Source organism: Pseudomonas lurida (assembly GCF_013522705.1).
Taxonomy (GTDB): Bacteria; Pseudomonadota; Gammaproteobacteria; order Pseudomonadales; family Pseudomonadaceae; genus Aquipseudomonas; species Aquipseudomonas quebecensis.
In genome coordinates this window covers 20,213-35,933 of the sequence record NZ_JAAMRE010000043.1, presented here as the reverse complement: position 1 = coordinate 35,933, position 15,721 = coordinate 20,213, and the positions used below count along the sequence as shown (strand labels likewise).

The following is a 15,721-nucleotide window of genomic DNA, read 5'->3' as shown; positions in this document are numbered from 1 at the left end:
GTGTCGGGGGCGGCTGTTGGGGGGAAGTACGGGGCTGCATTTGCTCGCCGTGCTTGCGATGTGGTGTTGGGGGTTTCTCTGAAAGGTAACGCCAGACTGGCCTGCGCAATTATCGGAGGTGCTGGGGCTGGGTATGTGGGAGGTAGCGAAGTTGGCGATTTCGGTGGGTTCATAGGTGGAAAGATCATGGAAATCGATGGTGTTTTTATATTCCAACCGGAAGATGCGTAGTCATGGACCTTTTTTTCGTCTACGCCACCCTGTTGATTATTTTGACGTTCGTCATCCTGGGACTGATGTTATTTGCCGAACATAGAAAGCTGGAAGAGCTGGAGAGTTATTTCAGTAAGAACACAGTGGTTCTTGAGCACAAACGTAAATGGGGACGTAACCAGAGATTCGCCAGATTTCATCGCATGGGTTTGATGATCGATATCCTCTCAATGCCAAAGCGCTATGTGAAAAAAGGACTTGTGACCGAGGCTGAGTTGGGCTGCGTTCCGTTAGCTCTCAAACGCTGGGCTGTATGGCCCTATCGCCTGTGCCACATTTGGGCTCTCGCGTTGCTCATCGGGGCTGTCTGGCGTAGATGGGGCGGCATTGAAATTTGAAATTTCCCACATTTTTTTCAAAAAATACTGTACATCCATACAGTCATGTCCTACAGTCCATCCCAGGTGACCGGATGTCACCTGACCTTCAGTTTTTAACTATGGATGGATAAAAAATGAAATCGAAAAAAGCCTTTATGCTCGGCGCGGCCATGGCGGCCTCCTGCTTTGTTTCGGCCTTTGCCCTGGCGGAGCAAACCCCTCAGAAACTCAGTGCCCAGGCCGTCCGGCAGGCGGTCGACAAGGCGCTCAAGCCCGGCGGCAAGTTGGATGCGGCGAAGGTTCCGGCCTCGCTCAAGCAAAAACTCAAGGCCGCCAAGACCGGCCAGTCCAAGGCGCTGACCCAGGCGGTGAAAACCGCACCGTTCGACACCGTGGTCGGTGAACTGAAAAAACCGGCGCAGGCCGAATTGAGCGCCGCCGCCATTGCTGCGTTCGAGCCGTTGTTCCCCACGCTTGATATCAACACGCTGTACAGCGTGGACGGGGTGCAGGCCGGCAACGAGTTCGCCTATCACTTCAACCTGCCGCAGAATGCGCGTATTCAAGTGCAACTGGTCAACCAGAGCGCCGGCACCAACATGTCGCTGAGCCTGTTCCTGGATGACGGCCAGGGCAACCTGAGCCTGGTCGGGTCTTCGGATGCCGCCGGCAACGCCGATGAATACCTCAATGGCGTGCTGCCGGCGGGGGACTATTACTGGTACATGGTGGCCAATACCGCCAGCAACGGGCAGTTCAGCTTTGGCGTCGCCGTAGACAGCAACATCGATGCCTACGAACCCAACGACACGCCGCAGACCGCCTTCGTGCTGCCGGACTCGATGAACAAAGTCAGCGGCAACCTCGACAACGCCAACGATGTCGATTACTTCGACTTCAAGGCCGTGCGCGGCCAGAGCGTGAGCATGTACCTGGCCGGTGATGAAACCGGCAGTCGCAACCAGTGGATCTTCGACCGGTTTGATGGGGTCAATTGGATCACGGTACCGGCCGGTTCGTCGTCGACCTACCCCAGCGTGGCGCCGGGCACCACGGTCAAAGTGCGCGTACGGGCCAACCCCGACGTCGCGCAGGACGCGACCAAGCAGTACCAACTGAGCCTGGGCTCTACGCCACGCCTCAATACCCACGACGTGAAGGGCGACAACATCGTGCGTGTGCCGGTCTCGGAAATGCCGCTGGCCACGCAAACGGCACGGGTGCTGAACTGGAAAACGCAATGGTCCGACTCCACCGGCGCGCCGTTGCTGGGCGTCACTCCGGTGCTGCGCGTGGACAATCACTTCATCGACTTCAACTACCGCTGGGTCAATTATCCGGCCACCACCAACAGCGCAGGTGAAACGTCGGCCACGGCGAATATCGGCAGCTGCTTCGGCGATTACCACACGGTCATCAACGACAGCAGTACCGGCGTGCCGTACAAATGGGACACCACGTACAACCAAGGCGGCTGGCGCATCGAGCTGGCTGAGTTCCCGGGGGTAGGCGTTGGCGGTGACAATGTGCAGTACGTCAGCCTGGGGCATATCTGCACCCAGACCATCGTGCATTGATCGTGATGCAACAGTGAAAAAGGGGGCAGCCTGCACAGGCTGCCCCCTTTTTTTGCGGCAATTTCTGAGGGTTTAAATCAGTGGATCCCAGCGCTGCGACCAATCCCCTTCGGCCTTGACCACCCCGCGCAGCAGTTCCAGCGCGCGCTGCAGCACCGACGAATCCCGCGCCCGTGCGTACACCAGGTACGTCGGAAAGCTGAACTCCGGAGCCTTGGGCACGCGTTGCATCACCCCACTGTCCAGATAGCTCTGCACCACCCGCGTGCGGAAATACCCGGCGCCGCCGTTCTCCAGGATGTACTGCAGCGCCAGCGGCCCGAGGCTGAAGCTCACGGCGGCGCGGGCACGCTCGGGCAGGGCGGCGTCATGCTGCTGGCGAAACCCCGGGCCCCAATCGATATAGACGTAGGGTTCGGGCTTGCTCGCCAACTGCACCAGGATCAGTTTTTCTTCCAGGACCTGTTCCACCTGCAAGCCCGGCCAATAGTGGGGCTGGAACACCAGCGCGGCGTCGAGCACGCCCAGCTCCAGCTGGCGCAGCAGGTACTCGCCTTCGCGGATTTCCGTGCGCAGGGCATGGCCGGGGATATGCTCGCGCAAGGCCTTGGCCCAGCCGAGCATCAGCGGGTTGCACAGGCTCACCTCACCGCCGATATGCAGCACGTTGCGATAGCCGTCGGGCAACGGCAGGTCGCGCCGCGCGGCTTCCCAGGTTTGCAGCAATTGGTTGGCATACACCACGAAGGCCTCGCCATCGGCGGTCAGTCGCGCCCCGGCACGGTTGCGCACGAACAGCGTACAGCCCAGCTGGCTTTCAAGGTTTTTCACGCGGGCGGTGATGGCGGTCTGGGTAACGTGCAGTTTCTCGGCCGCCGCGGCCAGGCTGCCGCAGCGGGTGATTTCGAGGAAAGTGCGTGCCAGTTCAATATCCATGAAGCCCCCAGGAATGAATGGAGGACATTGTAGGGGCAGGGCATTGGAATGCGATCAGAAAATGTGCGAGGCGGTACGCCACCTCTCACCTGTTGGCCTGGGGTGTGGCGGCTTTGGGAGCCTGCAAGTGTCGGGTTGGAAATGCGCGCGCATACACTTGGCAAACCCTTAACACCTGCTCATCGGCAAACCGCGCCGCGACCACATGCAATCCCACCGGCAGGCCATTGGCGGCCAGGCCACACGGAACTGACGCCGCCGGTTGCTGGGTGAGGTTGAAGGGGTAGGTGAACGGCGTCCACTCGGTCCATTCCTGCATGCCTGAACCGGGCGGTACGTTATGCCCGGCGGCGAACGCGGTGATCGGCAGCATCGGCGAGACCAGCACGTCGTAGTGCTGATGGAACGCCGCCATTCGCGCCACCAACGCTGCGCGGGCTTCCAGGGCGGTGTTGAAATCATCCAGGCTCAAGCGTTCGCCGCGTTGCGCGATGTGCAGCAGGCCAGGGTCCAGCAGGTGTTTTTGTGCCTCGCTCATCGAACCGGTCAAGCGCGCGGCGCCGGCGGCCCACAAGGTGCTGAACACGTCCAGCGGGTCACTGAAGCCGGGGTCGATCTGCTCAACATGGGCGCCCAACTGCACCAGGCCCTCAACCGCTCGTGCGACCACCTCGGCCACTTGCGGGTCCACGTCGATGTAACCGAAGTCGGGGCTGTAGGCGATACGCAGGCCCTTCAAATCCAAGGCGTCGGATAACCACGGCGTGCTGCGTGGCGCGCCGATCAAACCATCCCGCGCGTCCGGCCGCGCGACGGCCTGCAACATCAGCACGCTGTCTTCCACGGTGCGGGTCATCGGCCCCAGGTGCGACAGGATGGTCATGGCACTCGCCGGCCATTGCGGCACGTAGCCGAAGGTCGGCTTGATGCCGAAGGTGCCGGTAAACGCGCAGGGGATGCGAATCGAGCCGCCCGCGTCGCTGCCCTGGTGCAGCACACCGAGGTTCAATGCCGCCGCCGCGCCGGCGCCGCCGGATGAACCGCCGGCCGTGGTGCGCGTGTCCCATGGGTTGCGGGTAATGCCATACAGCGGGTTGTCGGTGACGCCTTTCCAGCCGAATTCCGGGGTGGTGGTTTTGCCCAGCAGCACCGCCCCGGCCTTGCGCAGGAACGCCGGGAACGGCGCGTCGACATCCCAGGGGCCTTCGGCGGATGTGGTGCGCGAGCCCTTGCGCGTGGGCATGCCAACGGTCAGCGTCAGGTCTTTGATCGATGCGGGCACGCCATCCAGGGCGCCGCAGGGCTCACCCTTCAACCAGCGTTGCTCGGACGCCCGTGCGGTGCGTAGCGCGCCCTCGGGGTCGACATGGCAGTAGGCGTTGACCGTCGGGTTGTAGCGTTCGATACGCAGCAGCGCATCTTCGGTAACGTCCACCGGCGATAAGGTCTTGTTGCGGAAATGCTCCAGCAGTTGCACCGCTGTCAGTTGGCCTATCTCACTCATGCCCTGTCTCCCTGCGCCGCATTGACCATGGCGCGCAGTAACACCGCGCAACCGGCCGCCAGGTCGTCCGGGGCGGCGTTTTCGATTTCGTTGTGGCTGATGCCGCCTTCGCACGGCACGAAGATCATCCCGGCCGGGCCCAGTTCGGCGACGAAAATCGCGTCGTGCCCGGCGCCGCTGACAATATCCATATGGCTCAAACCCAACGCCTGGGCTCCCTCGCGCACGGCATTGACGCAGGCCAGGTCAAAGTCCAACGGTGGAAAATCGGCGGTGGGCGTCAGCTCAACCATCAACCCGTGCCGGGCGGCCGTGGCGTCGATTACGCGGCGCACTTCCTCGACCATGGCCTGCAACTTGTCGGCATGCAGGTGGCGCAGGTCGAGGGTCATGTGCACCTGGCCGGGAATCACATTGCGTGAACCCGGATGCAGGCTCAGGCAACCGACCGTGCCGCAGGCGTGAGGCTGGTGCTGATGGGCGATACGGTTGACCGCGCTGACCACCTCGGCGGCGCCCACCAGGGCGTCCTTGCGCAGGTGCATCGGGGTCGGCCCGGCGTGGGCCTCGACGCCGGTGAGGGTCAGGTCGAACCACTTCTGGCCCAGGCAACCCATCACCACGCCAATGGTGGTGGCCTGATCTTCCAGCACCGGGCCTTGTTCGATATGCGCTTCGAAATACGCGCCGACCGGGTGGCCCGACACCGCGCGCGCGCCGGCGTAGCCGATGCGCTGCAATTCGGCGCCCACCGACAGGCCCTGGTCGTCGCGTTTGTCGAGGGTGTCCTGCAAGTCGAACTTACCGGCAAATACCCCGGAGCCCATCATGCATGGCGGGAAGCGCGAGCCTTCTTCATTGGTCCACACCACCACTTCGATCGGCGCCTGGGTTTCGATGTTCAAATCATTGAGGGTGCGGACCACTTCCAGGCCCGCCATCACTCCGTAGCAGCCATCGAACTTGCCGCCGGTGGGTTGGGTGTCGATGTGACTGCCGGTCATTACCGGCGGCAGCTCCGGATTGCGACCGGGGCGGCGCGCGAAGATGTTGCCGATAGCGTCGACGGTCACGCTGCACCCGGCGTCTTCGCACCACTGTACAAACAGGTCGCGGGCCTGGCGGTCGAGGTCGGTAAGGGCCAGGCGGCACACGCCGCCTTTGGCGGTGGCGCCGAGGCGGGCCAGGTCCATCAGCGACTGCCACAAGCGGTCGCGGTTGATCAGCGGGGCATTGCTCTGAAGCGGTTGTGCAAAGCTGTTCATGGGCACTCTCCGGTCAGGCGCTCAGGGCCAGGTAACGGTTTTTGATGCTCGGGTCGGCGCGGAAGGCTTCGGCGCTGCCCTCATAGACCACGCGGCCCTGTTCGAGCACGTAATGGCGGTCGGCGAGCTTGTCGCAGACCATCAGGTTTTGTTCCACCAGCAACACCGGCAGGCCGTCGTCCTTGACCTTGCGCAGGATCTTTACCAGTTCGTCGACGATCACCGGAGCCAGGCCTTCGGTGGGTTCGTCGAGGATCAGCAGCTTGGGGTCGTTGAGCAGAGCGCGGGCGATGGCAAGCATCTGTTGCTCGCCGCCGGACAACGCGTGGCCGGCGTTTTTGCGCCGCTCCTTGAGACGCGGGAACATGCCGTACACGTCTTCGAGCTGCCAGCGGCTGGTCTTGCGGACGGCGATGCGCAGGTTTTCCTCGACGCTGAGCAGCCGGAAAATCCCACGGTTCTCCGGCACCAGCGCCAGTCCCTGGCGCGCGATCTCGAAGATTTTCCGGCCCACCAGCGCCTGACCGTTGAAGTGGATCTGGCCCTGGCGCGGACAAATAATCCCAAGGATGCTGCGCAGCGTGGTGGTCTTGCCGGCACCGTTGCGCCCGAGCAGCGTCACCAGTTCGCCGGGGTTGACCTTGAGCGACACGCCTTCGAGCACGTGGCTTTTGTCGTAGTAGGAATGGATATTCTCGACGATCAGCATCAGGCAGCCTCCCCAAGATAAGCACTGCGCACACGTTCATCGGCGCGCACGAACTCCGGCGTGCCTTCCACCAGAATCTGCCCGTGGCTCATCACGGTAATGCGTTGGCTGATGGACATGACAATGCTCATGTTGTGTTCGATCAACAGCACCGTATGGTCGCGGCCAAGGTCGCTGATCAATTGGGTCATGATCGGGATGTCATCGATGCCCATGCCCGAGGTGGGCTCGTCGAGCATCAACAGTTTGGGTTTGGAGCAGATCGACATGCCCACCTCCAGCACCCGCTGCTGGCCGTGGGACAACTCGCCGGCCAGGGTATCGGCGCGGGCGCTGAGTTGCAGACGCTCCAGCACCTGGTCGGCCATCTCCAGGTGTTCGCGTTTGCTGTCTACGTGGCGCCAGAAATTCAGTGCGCGCGCACCGTCGCGGCCCTGGGCAGCGAGGCGCAGGTTTTCACGCACGCTGAGGTTCTGGAACAGGCTGGTGAGCTGGAACGAGCGCGCCATGCCCAGGCCCACCCGGGCGTGGGCCGGCTTGCGCATCAGGTTGCCGCCGTCGAAATGAATCGCCCCGGCCGTGGCCTGGCGTTCGCCTGTCAGGCAGTGGAACAGGCTGGTCTTGCCCGCGCCGTTGGGGCCGATGATGGTGTGGATGGTGCCGGCTTCGACCTTGAGGTTCACGCCGTTCACGGCACGGAATGCGCCGTAGGCCAGTTCCAGGTCTTGGGTTTCCAGCAGGATGCTCATAACACGTCCTCCTTGACCACGACACCGGCCTTGCGGCTGCCGCGTACTTTGTCGAACAGCGAGGCCAGGCCGCCCCACAAACCGCCGCGCATGAAGATCACCACCAGGATCAGGATCACCCCCAGCAGCATCAGCCAGCGTGGCCACAGGTCGGACAGGAAGTCCCCCAGCAGCACGATGGAACCGGCACCCAGCAGCGAGCCGAACAACGAGCCGGTGCCGCCGACGATGGTCATGATCAGGATGTTTTCGGACATCGCCAGGTCGATATTCGACAACGGCACAAAGTGCAGCAGCATGGCGTACAACGCGCCGGCAATCCCGGTGACCGCGCCGGACAGCACGAACACCAGAATTTTGAAGTGCCGCGTGTCGTAGCCGATGGCCGAGGCGCGGGTTTCGTTTTCACGGATCGCCATCAGCGTGCTGCCGAACGGCGAAGCGATGACCCGACGGGCGCCGATGAAAATCAGCAGGAACAGCACCGCCACAAAACCATAGAACGCACGGACGTCGGCCAGCGACAGCAGCACAGTGTCACCCAGGCGAATCTCCGGGCGCGGCACGCTGAGCAGGCCGTTGTCGCCACCGGTCCAGTCGCTCAAGGTGTAGGCCACAAAGTAGGCCATCTGACTGAATGCCAACGTGAGCATTACGAAGTAAATGCCGGTACGCCGAATCGCCAGGGCACCGACCAGCAACGCCAGGAAACCACCGACGACGGCGGCACCGAGCAGCGCGCTGAACAGGCCCAGGTGCAGGTGGATCATCAGCAATGCCGCGCAATACGCGCCGGCACCGAAGAAGATGCCTTGGCCGAATGACAACAGTCCGGTGTAGCCCAGCAGCAGGTTGCAGGCCAGGGCGGCCATGGCAAAGATCAGGATCTCGGTGGCCAGGGTCGCCGAGGGCAATATCAACGGCAGGCCGATCAGCACCGCCAGCACCCACAGCAGCATGGCCCGCGACTGGGTCCTGGCAAACGGCAGGGGGTTTTTCTCGCTCATGTCAGGCTCTCCCGAACAGGCCGTAAGGACGTACCAGAATCACCGCGGCCATGGCGCCGTAGATCATCAGGCTCGCGCCCTGGGGCCAGAGTGTGGTCATCAGGCTTTGCACCACGCCCACCAGCAAACCGCCGACCAGCGCGCCGCTGAATGAGCCCATGCCGCCGATCACCACCACCACGAAGGCGATGCCCAGAATCTCCGGGCCCACGAACGGCTGCGCGCCGCGCAATGGCGCGAACAGCACACCGGCCATACCGGCCAGGCCCACGCCGAGGGCGAAGGTCATGGAGAACAAACGGAAAATATTGGTGCCGAGCAGCGACACGGTCTCGGTGCTTTCACTGCCGGCGCGCACCAGGGCGCCGAAGCGCGTGCGCTCCAGCAGCAGCCACAGGCCCAGGCCCACCAACGCGGAAAACACGATGAGAAACAGGCGGTAGTAGGGGTAGACAAAATCACCCACCACCAGCACCCCGCGCAACAGCTCCGGCACGGCGACGCTTTTGCCCACCGGGCCCCAGATCATCACGCTCGCCTCCTGGATGATCAGCGCAATACCCAGGGTCACCAGGATCTGGAACATGTGGGGCAGGTGATAAATGCGCTGGATCAACACCCGCTCGATGACCCAGGCCAGTGCGGCCACCACCAGCGGTGCGATCAGTAATGCCAGCCAGAAATTGCCGGTCAGGCTCACGGCGGTGTAGCAGATGTAGGCGCCCAGCAGAAAAAACGCACCGTGGGCGAAGTTGACGAAGTTGAGCAGGCCGAAAATGATCGTCAGCCCCACCGCGATCAGGAAGTAGATCATCCCCAACCCCAGGCCGTTGAGTATCTGGAACAGGTAAAGATTAAGCATGCAGAAACCCTCGGACAGCTGGCCGCGGGGGCGGCCCTGTCGCGTTTGACTGGTCAGGATCAGGCGAGCGTGCAGCCTGTGGCGTCGACCGGCGGGAACGATTGGCCGGCACTGAGTACTTTGGCCAGGTCGTCCTTGTCGGCCATCTCGCTGGCGGGCTTGCCGATCAACAGGTAGTAGTCCTTGATCACCTGGTGGTCGCCGGCGCGGATCGACTCCTTGCCGGTCGGGCCATCGAAACTCAGGCCCTGCATGGCCTTGGCCACGGTCGGCCCATCGAAGCTGCCGGTGGCGATGATGGTGTCGAGCATGACCTTGGTGCTGATGTAGTCGGCGGCCAGGGGGTAGGTGGGGTTGATGCCGTATTTGGCTTTCGTCAGTTTGACCAGCTCGCGGTTGAGCGGGGTGTCGACCTGATGCCAGTACTGGGCGCCGAGGTACACGCCTTCGAGCACATCGCTGCCCAATTCCTGGAATTGGTCGAGGCCGGCGGACCACACCAGCAGCACTTTCATACGCTCCTTGATGCCGAAATTCACCGCCTGGCGCAGGGTGTTGGACGACTGGCTGCCGAAGTTGAGCAGCACCAGTACGTCGGGTTTGGTCGAGATGGCGTTGGTCAGGTAGCCGGAGAACTCCTGTTCCTGCAGCGAGTGGTAGCTGTTGCCCACGTGCTCCAGGCCATTCTCTTTGAGCACGGTCCTGGCGCCTTCAAGCAACGCTTCGCCAAACACGTACTGCGGGGTGATGGTGTACCAGCGCTTGGCCTCGGGCAGCAGCTTGATCAGCGGCAGCAGGGTTTCGCGGATCGCGCCGTAGGTGGGCACCGACCAGCGGAACGTCGCTTTGTTGCAGTCCTTGCCGGTGACTTCATCGGCGCCCACCGGAGTCATGAACACGCCGCCAACCTTGTCGACTTCCTTGGCCACCGCAAGGGCCGAGGATGACAAGGTGCAGCCCTGGAAGAATCGCGCGCCGTCCTGCTGGATGGCCTCCTGCACCTTGCGTACCGCTTTGCCGGCATTGCCTTCGGTGTCGATGACCTTGTAGTTCAACGGCCGACCGAGCAGTTCGGGATACTGCTCCACCGCCAGGCGCGAACCCATGTCGGCAAACTTGCCGTAGCTGGCGAAGGCGCCGGACATGGACTTGAGGCCGTAAAAGGTAAAGGGCTCGGCGGCAAATGCCGACCGCACGCTCAGCGGGAGGCTGAGGGCGGCGGCGGCGGTGAGGCTGGCTTTCAATAACGTACGACGCTGCATGGGGTGACTCCCTGGTTTAGTTATTGGCAGGAGCGGCAAGGGCGATACGGTGAAGCTGGGGCCTGTGGGCAGGCCTGTTATTGGGGCGAGCATGGACCGTGGTCACAGTGTGCGAGGGCAAACCCAGCGCACCTTGATCGAAGTGTTTTTAAGAGTGATCGAACTCCAAAAGAAAGTGCGGGCTGACCTGGCCTTCCAGCGCGGTCATATGGTGTTCGGCGTCGCACATGTGTTCGTGCATCAAGCTGCGCACCGCGCGCTCATCCCCGGCGCGAAAGGCGATCAACAGCTGTTTGTGATAATCGAGGTTGGCCGCATCGAACTGCTTGCGCTTGGGCTTGTAGGCTTTTTTCAGCACCACCAGGTCACGTAGCAGGTCATTGAGAAACTGCGCCATAAAACTCAGCAACGGGTTGGGGCAAGCCTTAGCCAGCAGGGTGTGGAACTCCAATTCCGCCAGGCGCTGTTCGCGCTGGCCGGCTTCGCTGTCTTCCGGCGCACTGCAAAAATCTACGTTGTCCTGCAGGGCCTGGAAGTCGTCTTCACTCAGGCGGCCCAACACCGACACCGCCAGTTCCACCTCGATGACCTTGCGTAACTGGTACACCTGCTCGCCGTCCAAATGTTGAAAATGCAGGTAGTTACGCAATGCGCGGCTGGCAGGTTCCGTGCCCGCCTGGTTCAGGTACGCACCGCCGCTGGGGCCGGTGCGGGTGCTGACCAGACCTTCGACCTCCAGAGCCTTGAGCGCTTCGCGGGCCGAGCCCTTCGAGCATTGGAAGCTCTCCATCAGCTCACGCTCGGTGGGCAGGCGATCGCCCGGCTTCAAAGCGTCGGTGACGATGGAGCGCTTGACCGATTCGACAATCACATCGGACAGCTTCTGGCGTTTGCGGCGTAGCGGACGGCTGAGCATGTGGGCGATTTATCGTATTAATGCGGATAAATAGCACTTAATAACGATCCGGCCGGAGCGTCAATGCGCGAGGTCGTTTTCGGGCGCAGCAGGTCGCAAACGGTTATCTAAGGCCAGTCACTCATTGGCAGGCATCGCGTGAACGATGGGGGTTGTTTGCCGTAGGCCAGGAATTCACCGACCCATCGGTAAACGCAACTGCCGGCATCGGCTTTTGCAGGGTCCTTTAGACGCAGGAGGTCCACCAGCGGCGTGCCGATGTCGTCGGCGTCGGCGTTGACCAAGACCATGCGCGCCACGCGTTCGGGGAACAGCACGGCATAGCGGTTGCCCAGCCGAGTGGCGTCGGCGTTGCCCAGGTAATACAGCTGAGCATCGCCGAGTTGGTCGCGTACATACTCCATGTCGCGCGCGGCGTATTCCACCTGGGTGGTCTGGTCCAGGGCGCGCGCGCTGAGTTCGACGACGTCGTAGCGCTCAAGCAGGCTGCGATAGGCCTGTGTGGCGTTGGCGCTCCAGCGACTGGCCAGTTGGAGAGCAAAAGTGCCGACGCCGTTCTTTGGCGGTGGCAGGCCCGCGTGCACGAAGATTACGCCCTGGCGACTCAGCGGTTGGCGCGCGCCGACACGGGTCACGTACAGGCGCAGAGTGCCTTGTCGAGGCGCCGCGTAGTCGCGGGGGACCGATACGCTGCCGCACTGAGTGCGTTCCACCACGTCGGCGGCCAGGCGGTCAGCCGAAGGCAGCGGGCAGTCCAGCAACCAATCGATGGCGGTGGGTTTGATCAGCGGCTCGGCGGCGGCCAGGCTCGCCAGCAGCCAGAGGCCGCCGCACGCCAAGTGTTTTACGACAGTCATCAGGAGGTCCGGGGCAGCCGTGTGATAACGGCTTTTTTACCAAGGACCTCAAGGCCAGGAATGTAGGGCTAACAGACGCCTCGCGTACGAAAGTGGAGTTTTGTTTATCAGATGTCGGTTTTCCAGCCGCCACCCAATGCCTTGTACAACGCGATGCTGGCCTGCAGGCGTGACAGCCGCAGTTGCACGTTCAGGTCCTGGGCCGCGTACAGGGTGCGCTGGGTTTCGAGTACGGTCAGCCAGTCGGCGGCCCCGGCCTGGTAGCGTTGCTGGGCGATCTGGAACGCGGTCTGCGCCTGTTGCAATTCTTCGTCCTGCCATTGGCGCTGCTGGTCGAGGCGGGTGATGCCGCTGAGGGCTTTTTCCACGTCGGCAAAACCGTTGATGAGCGTGCCGCGATAGGTCTGCAGCAGTTCATCCTGGCGCGCGCGGGCCTTATCGCGTTCAGCGCTTAAACGGCCGTTGTTGAAGATCGGCGCCACCAGCCCGGCGGTCAGTGTGTAGTAGGGGCTGCGCAGCACGTCGATGGCCTTGTAGGCGTCGGAACCCAAGGTGGCGCCAAGGGTGATGGCGGGCAGCAGGGCGGCGCGGGCCACGGTCACGTCCGCCTGCGCCGCCGCCAGTTGCGCTTCGGCCTTGGCGATGTCCGGGCGGCGACTGAGCAATTGGCTGGGCAGACCGGCGCCGATGCTCGGCCACGTCAGTGCCTGGAAGGGCTCGGCGCCCAGGTCCAGGGCCTGCACGGGTTGGCCCAGTAGGGCGGCGAGGGTGATGCGCGACTCTTCGGCCTGTTGCGCAATCAGCGGCAGTTGGCGTTGCTGGCCGGCCACCAGGCTTTTTTGCTGGGCCAATTCCAGAGCCGTGGCGGAGCCCGCGTCATAGCGGGTTTGCACCAGCGCAAGCACATTGCGCGCATTGGCCAGGTTCAACTCGGCGATGTGTCGGCGCTGGTCGCTGGCAAGGGTTTGCGCGTAGCGGTCGGCGACGTTGCCGAGCAGGGTCAGCTCCACGGTGGCCTGGTCGAATTCGCTGGCCCGCAGGTTGTGCAGAGCGCTGTCGCGGGCGGCGGCGCGACCGCCCCAGAAGTCCACCTCGTAGCTGGCGGTCAGGTTGGCGCCGAAGTTGTTCACCGCATCGTCGCTCTCGCTGGCGTCGAGGTCCGGGCCGCCTGCGCCACGCAGTAACTTCTGATGGCTGGTGGTGAGGTTGGCCTTCACCTCCGGCAGCAACGGCGCGCCGGCGATCACCGCGCTGGCCTGGGCCTGACGCACCCGTGCCATGGCGGCGGCCACGTCGAAACTGTCGCGGCGCGCCTGTTCGATCAGGCGATTGAGCGGCGCACTGCCGAACCGTGTCCACCACTGGGCGTTCACGCTTTGGGCGGCATCGCGTTCGGCGTATTGCCAGGCGGCGGGCGGCACGATACCGCGGTCGATGCTGGGCGGCCGGCCTGCGCAGGCGCTGATCAGCAGGCACAGGCTGAGTACGCACAGGTGTGAGGGGACATAGGGTTTATTCACTGGTCAATGCCTTAACCGGATCGAGCCGGGCAGCTTTACGGGCCGGCATAAAGCCGAATACGACGCCGGTGACCAATGCGCAGCCGAATGCGCCGAGCACCGCCACCAGGGAAAACTGCACTGCCACCTTGGCCAGCACCAGCACGCCGCCCACCAGCAGGGCCAGGGCGATACCACACAGGCCGCCGACCACCGAGAGCATCACCGCCTCGGTAAGGAACTGGCGCAGGATGTCGCGCTGACGCGCGCCGGTGGCCATGCGGATACCGATCTCGCGGGTGCGTTCGCGTACCGTCATGAGCATGATGTTCATCACGCCGATGCCGCCCACCAGCAGGGAAATCGCCGCAATCGAGCCGAGCATCAGCGACAGGGTGTTCTGAGTGCGTGCCTCGGCCTGGATCATTGCGGCGTTGTTGGTCAGTTCGTAGTCGCGCTTTCCGTGGTGCAGACGCTGCATCAACTGGTCGATGGCCTGTTCGGCTTCGTGCACTTTGCGCGCGTCGGCGGCGGCGATCACCACGTACTCCGGGTTGTAACTGCCGAACAGGCGCACGCTGGCGGCGGTGTAGGGAATGGCGATGCGGTCGTCGCTGTCTTTGTTGCCGGAGCTGGCGCCTTTTTCCGCGAGCACGCCGATGACTTGGAAAGGCACATTTTCGATCAGGATGTATTGGCCGATCGGGTCGACCAGGCCCTTGAACAGTTTTTCACGCACCCGATGGCCGATCACCGCCACCGTGGCGCCGGCGCGCTCGTCGGCCGCCGTGAAGTAACTGCCCTCGACTACCGGCCAGTTGAAAATCTCGGGAAAGTTGGTGTCGTTGCCGCCAACATAGGCCATGTAGTCGACGTTGCCATAACGCACCCCGGCCTCGCTGCCGTTGACCGGCATGATGCGCTGCACCTGAGGCAGCGCCGCCAGCGCGGCCACGTCTTCCAGGCTGACGATGCCCAGCGGCGTGCGCGGGTTGGGCGAGGAGCCGCTCAGGTAAAGAATGTTGGAGCCGAACGCGCCCATCTGCGCCATGACCTGGCGCTTGCTGCCTTCGCCCACGGCCAGCATTACCACCACCGAGGCCACGCCGATGATGATCCCGAGCAAGGTCAGCGCGGTGCGGAAGCGGTTGATCCACATCACGCGCCAGGCTGCCTGCACCGCGTCCACCAGCTCGGCTTTCCAGGCACCGTTATGTTCGGCGCCGTCGGCCAGGCGCTGGCGCAGGTCCACCGCTTGCAGAGCGCCAGGGGTAGCGGCGGGCGCGGTGTCGTGGGCGGATGCCGAATCGCTGATGATCAGGCCATCGCGAATCTCGATGATGCGGTTGGCGCGCGCCGCGACTTCGCGGTCGTGAGTGATCAGGATCACCACGTGGCCCTGGCCCGCCAATTCATCCAGCAGGCTCATCACTTCGGCGCCGCTGTGGCTGTCGAGGGCGCCGGTGGGTTCGTCGGCGAGGATGATATGCCCACCGTTCATCAATGCGCGGGCGATCGACACCCGTTGCTGCTGGCCGCCGGAGAGCTGGTGCGGGCGGTTGCCGGTACGCTCGGCCAGGCCCAGGCGCGTGAGCAGGGCACTGGCCCTGGCATGTCGCTCGGCGGCGCTGATACCGGCGTAGATCGCCGGCATTTCCACATTTTCCTGGGCCGAGCCGGACGGGATCAGGTGATAGCCCTGGAACACGAAACCGAACGCTTCGCGGCGCAGCCAGGCCAGGGCGTCGCTGTCCAGGTGTGCGACGTTTTCCCCGGCGAACAGGTACTCGCCCGAGGTGGGACGGTCGAGGCAGCCGAGGATATTCATCAAGGTGGATTTGCCGGAGCCGGACGCGCCGACAATCGCCACGAATTCGCCGGCGTGAATCGCCAGGTCGATACCGCGTAATACGTCGACCTGAGGGCTGTCGCCGCCACCGTAGGATTTGCGGATGTGCCTGAGTTCGATCAGCGGCGTGACCATC

General features: G+C 63.3%; 14 protein-coding genes and 1 pseudogene. 3 read left to right on the top strand and 12 right to left on the bottom strand.

All coding sequences use genetic code 11. The annotated features are described in order from the left end of the window. From G7025_RS26655 to G7025_RS25750, 3 genes and pseudogenes are all read left to right on the top strand, one after another. Positions 1–231, top strand: a pseudogene (locus tag G7025_RS26655) (hypothetical protein); the annotation flags it as partial. A gap of 2 nt (positions 232–233) precedes the next feature. Further along, positions 234–611 carry a hypothetical protein gene (locus G7025_RS25755; protein WP_181081813.1) on the top strand — a complete coding sequence of 126 codons (378 nt, stop codon included), beginning with the start codon at positions 234–236 and terminating at the stop codon, positions 609–611. Positions 612–727: 116 nt separating this feature from the next. Next, a complete protein-coding gene (locus G7025_RS25750) occupies positions 728–2,170 on the top strand; it encodes a hypothetical protein (protein WP_181081812.1) in 1,443 nt (480 codons plus the stop codon). 72 nt (positions 2,171–2,242) lie between these two features. Here G7025_RS25750 and G7025_RS25745 read toward each other — a convergent pair whose 3' ends face one another. The 12 genes from G7025_RS25745 to G7025_RS25690 form a co-directional block, all read right to left on the bottom strand. Then, positions 2,243–3,106 carry a LysR family transcriptional regulator gene (locus G7025_RS25745; protein ID WP_181081811.1) on the bottom strand — a complete coding sequence of 288 codons (864 nt, stop codon included), beginning with the start codon at positions 3,104–3,106 and terminating at the stop codon, positions 2,243–2,245. An 85-nt stretch (positions 3,107–3,191) separates the two neighbouring features. Continuing rightward, positions 3,192–4,610, bottom strand: coding sequence for an amidase (locus G7025_RS25740; RefSeq protein WP_181081810.1), 1,419 nt, complete (start codon positions 4,608–4,610; stop codon positions 3,192–3,194). Further along, positions 4,607–5,875, bottom strand: coding sequence for a Zn-dependent hydrolase (locus G7025_RS25735; protein WP_181081809.1), 1,269 nt, complete (start codon positions 5,873–5,875; stop codon positions 4,607–4,609). The genes G7025_RS25740 and G7025_RS25735 overlap by 4 nt, the downstream gene beginning before the upstream one ends. A 13-nt stretch (positions 5,876–5,888) precedes the next feature. Further along, positions 5,889–6,584, bottom strand: coding sequence for an ABC transporter ATP-binding protein (locus tag G7025_RS25730; RefSeq protein WP_181081808.1), 696 nt, complete (start codon positions 6,582–6,584; stop codon positions 5,889–5,891). Continuing rightward, entirely contained in the window at positions 6,584–7,333 is a 750-nt protein-coding gene (locus G7025_RS25725) for an ABC transporter ATP-binding protein (protein ID WP_181081807.1), read from the bottom strand. Before G7025_RS25725 ends, G7025_RS25730 begins: the two co-directional genes overlap by 1 nt. Then, positions 7,330–8,340 (bottom strand): branched-chain amino acid ABC transporter permease, encoded by a 1,011-nt coding sequence (locus tag G7025_RS25720; protein ID WP_181081806.1) that lies wholly within the window; start codon positions 8,338–8,340, stop codon positions 7,330–7,332. Before G7025_RS25720 ends, G7025_RS25725 begins: the two co-directional genes overlap by 4 nt. 1 nt (position 8,341) lies before the next feature. After that, positions 8,342–9,202, bottom strand: coding sequence for a branched-chain amino acid ABC transporter permease (locus G7025_RS25715; RefSeq protein ID WP_181081805.1), 861 nt, complete (start codon positions 9,200–9,202; stop codon positions 8,342–8,344). 59 nt (positions 9,203–9,261) lie between these two features. Further along, a complete protein-coding gene (locus G7025_RS25710) occupies positions 9,262–10,464 on the bottom strand; it encodes an ABC transporter substrate-binding protein (RefSeq protein ID WP_181081804.1) in 1,203 nt (400 codons plus the stop codon). Positions 10,465–10,612: 148 nt separating this feature from the next. Continuing rightward, complete coding sequence (locus tag G7025_RS25705) at positions 10,613–11,380, bottom strand: FadR/GntR family transcriptional regulator (protein WP_181081803.1); 768 nt, start codon at positions 11,378–11,380, stop codon at positions 10,613–10,615. A gap of 107 nt (positions 11,381–11,487) precedes the next feature. Continuing rightward, positions 11,488–12,237 carry an alpha/beta fold hydrolase gene (locus G7025_RS25700; RefSeq protein WP_181081802.1) on the bottom strand — a complete coding sequence of 250 codons (750 nt, stop codon included), beginning with the start codon at positions 12,235–12,237 and terminating at the stop codon, positions 11,488–11,490. Positions 12,238–12,344: 107 nt separating this feature from the next. Further along, positions 12,345–13,757, bottom strand: a complete 1,413-nt coding sequence (locus G7025_RS25695; protein ID WP_181081801.1) for an efflux transporter outer membrane subunit — start codon at positions 13,755–13,757, stop codon at positions 12,345–12,347. Further along, positions 13,750–15,720, bottom strand: a complete 1,971-nt coding sequence (locus tag G7025_RS25690; RefSeq protein WP_181081800.1) for a MacB family efflux pump subunit — start codon at positions 15,718–15,720, stop codon at positions 13,750–13,752. Before G7025_RS25690 ends, G7025_RS25695 begins: the two co-directional genes overlap by 8 nt. Position 15,721 lies beyond the last annotated feature (1 nt).

Coding starts and splice junctions, on each gene's coding strand:
- G7025_RS25755 (WP_181081813.1), top strand. CDS start 234: ATGGACCTTTTTTTCGTCTACGCCACCCTGTTGATTATTTTGACGTTC.
- G7025_RS25750 (WP_181081812.1), top strand. CDS start 728: ATGAAATCGAAAAAAGCCTTTATGCTCGGCGCGGCCATGGCGGCCTCC.
- G7025_RS25745 (WP_181081811.1), bottom strand. CDS start 3,106: ATGGATATTGAACTGGCACGCACTTTCCTCGAAATCACCCGCTGCGGC.
- G7025_RS25740 (WP_181081810.1), bottom strand. CDS start 4,610: ATGAGTGAGATAGGCCAACTGACAGCGGTGCAACTGCTGGAGCATTTC.
- G7025_RS25735 (WP_181081809.1), bottom strand. CDS start 5,875: ATGAACAGCTTTGCACAACCGCTTCAGAGCAATGCCCCGCTGATCAAC.
- G7025_RS25730 (WP_181081808.1), bottom strand. CDS start 6,584: ATGCTGATCGTCGAGAATATCCATTCCTACTACGACAAAAGCCACGTG.
- G7025_RS25725 (WP_181081807.1), bottom strand. CDS start 7,333: ATGAGCATCCTGCTGGAAACCCAAGACCTGGAACTGGCCTACGGCGCA.
- G7025_RS25720 (WP_181081806.1), bottom strand. CDS start 8,340: ATGAGCGAGAAAAACCCCCTGCCGTTTGCCAGGACCCAGTCGCGGGCC.
- G7025_RS25715 (WP_181081805.1), bottom strand. CDS start 9,202: ATGCTTAATCTTTACCTGTTCCAGATACTCAACGGCCTGGGGTTGGGG.
- G7025_RS25710 (WP_181081804.1), bottom strand. CDS start 10,464: ATGCAGCGTCGTACGTTATTGAAAGCCAGCCTCACCGCCGCCGCCGCC.
- G7025_RS25705 (WP_181081803.1), bottom strand. CDS start 11,380: ATGCTCAGCCGTCCGCTACGCCGCAAACGCCAGAAGCTGTCCGATGTG.
- G7025_RS25700 (WP_181081802.1), bottom strand. CDS start 12,237: ATGACTGTCGTAAAACACTTGGCGTGCGGCGGCCTCTGGCTGCTGGCG.
- G7025_RS25690 (WP_181081800.1), bottom strand. CDS start 15,720: ATGGTCACGCCGCTGATCGAACTCAGGCACATCCGCAAATCCTACGGT.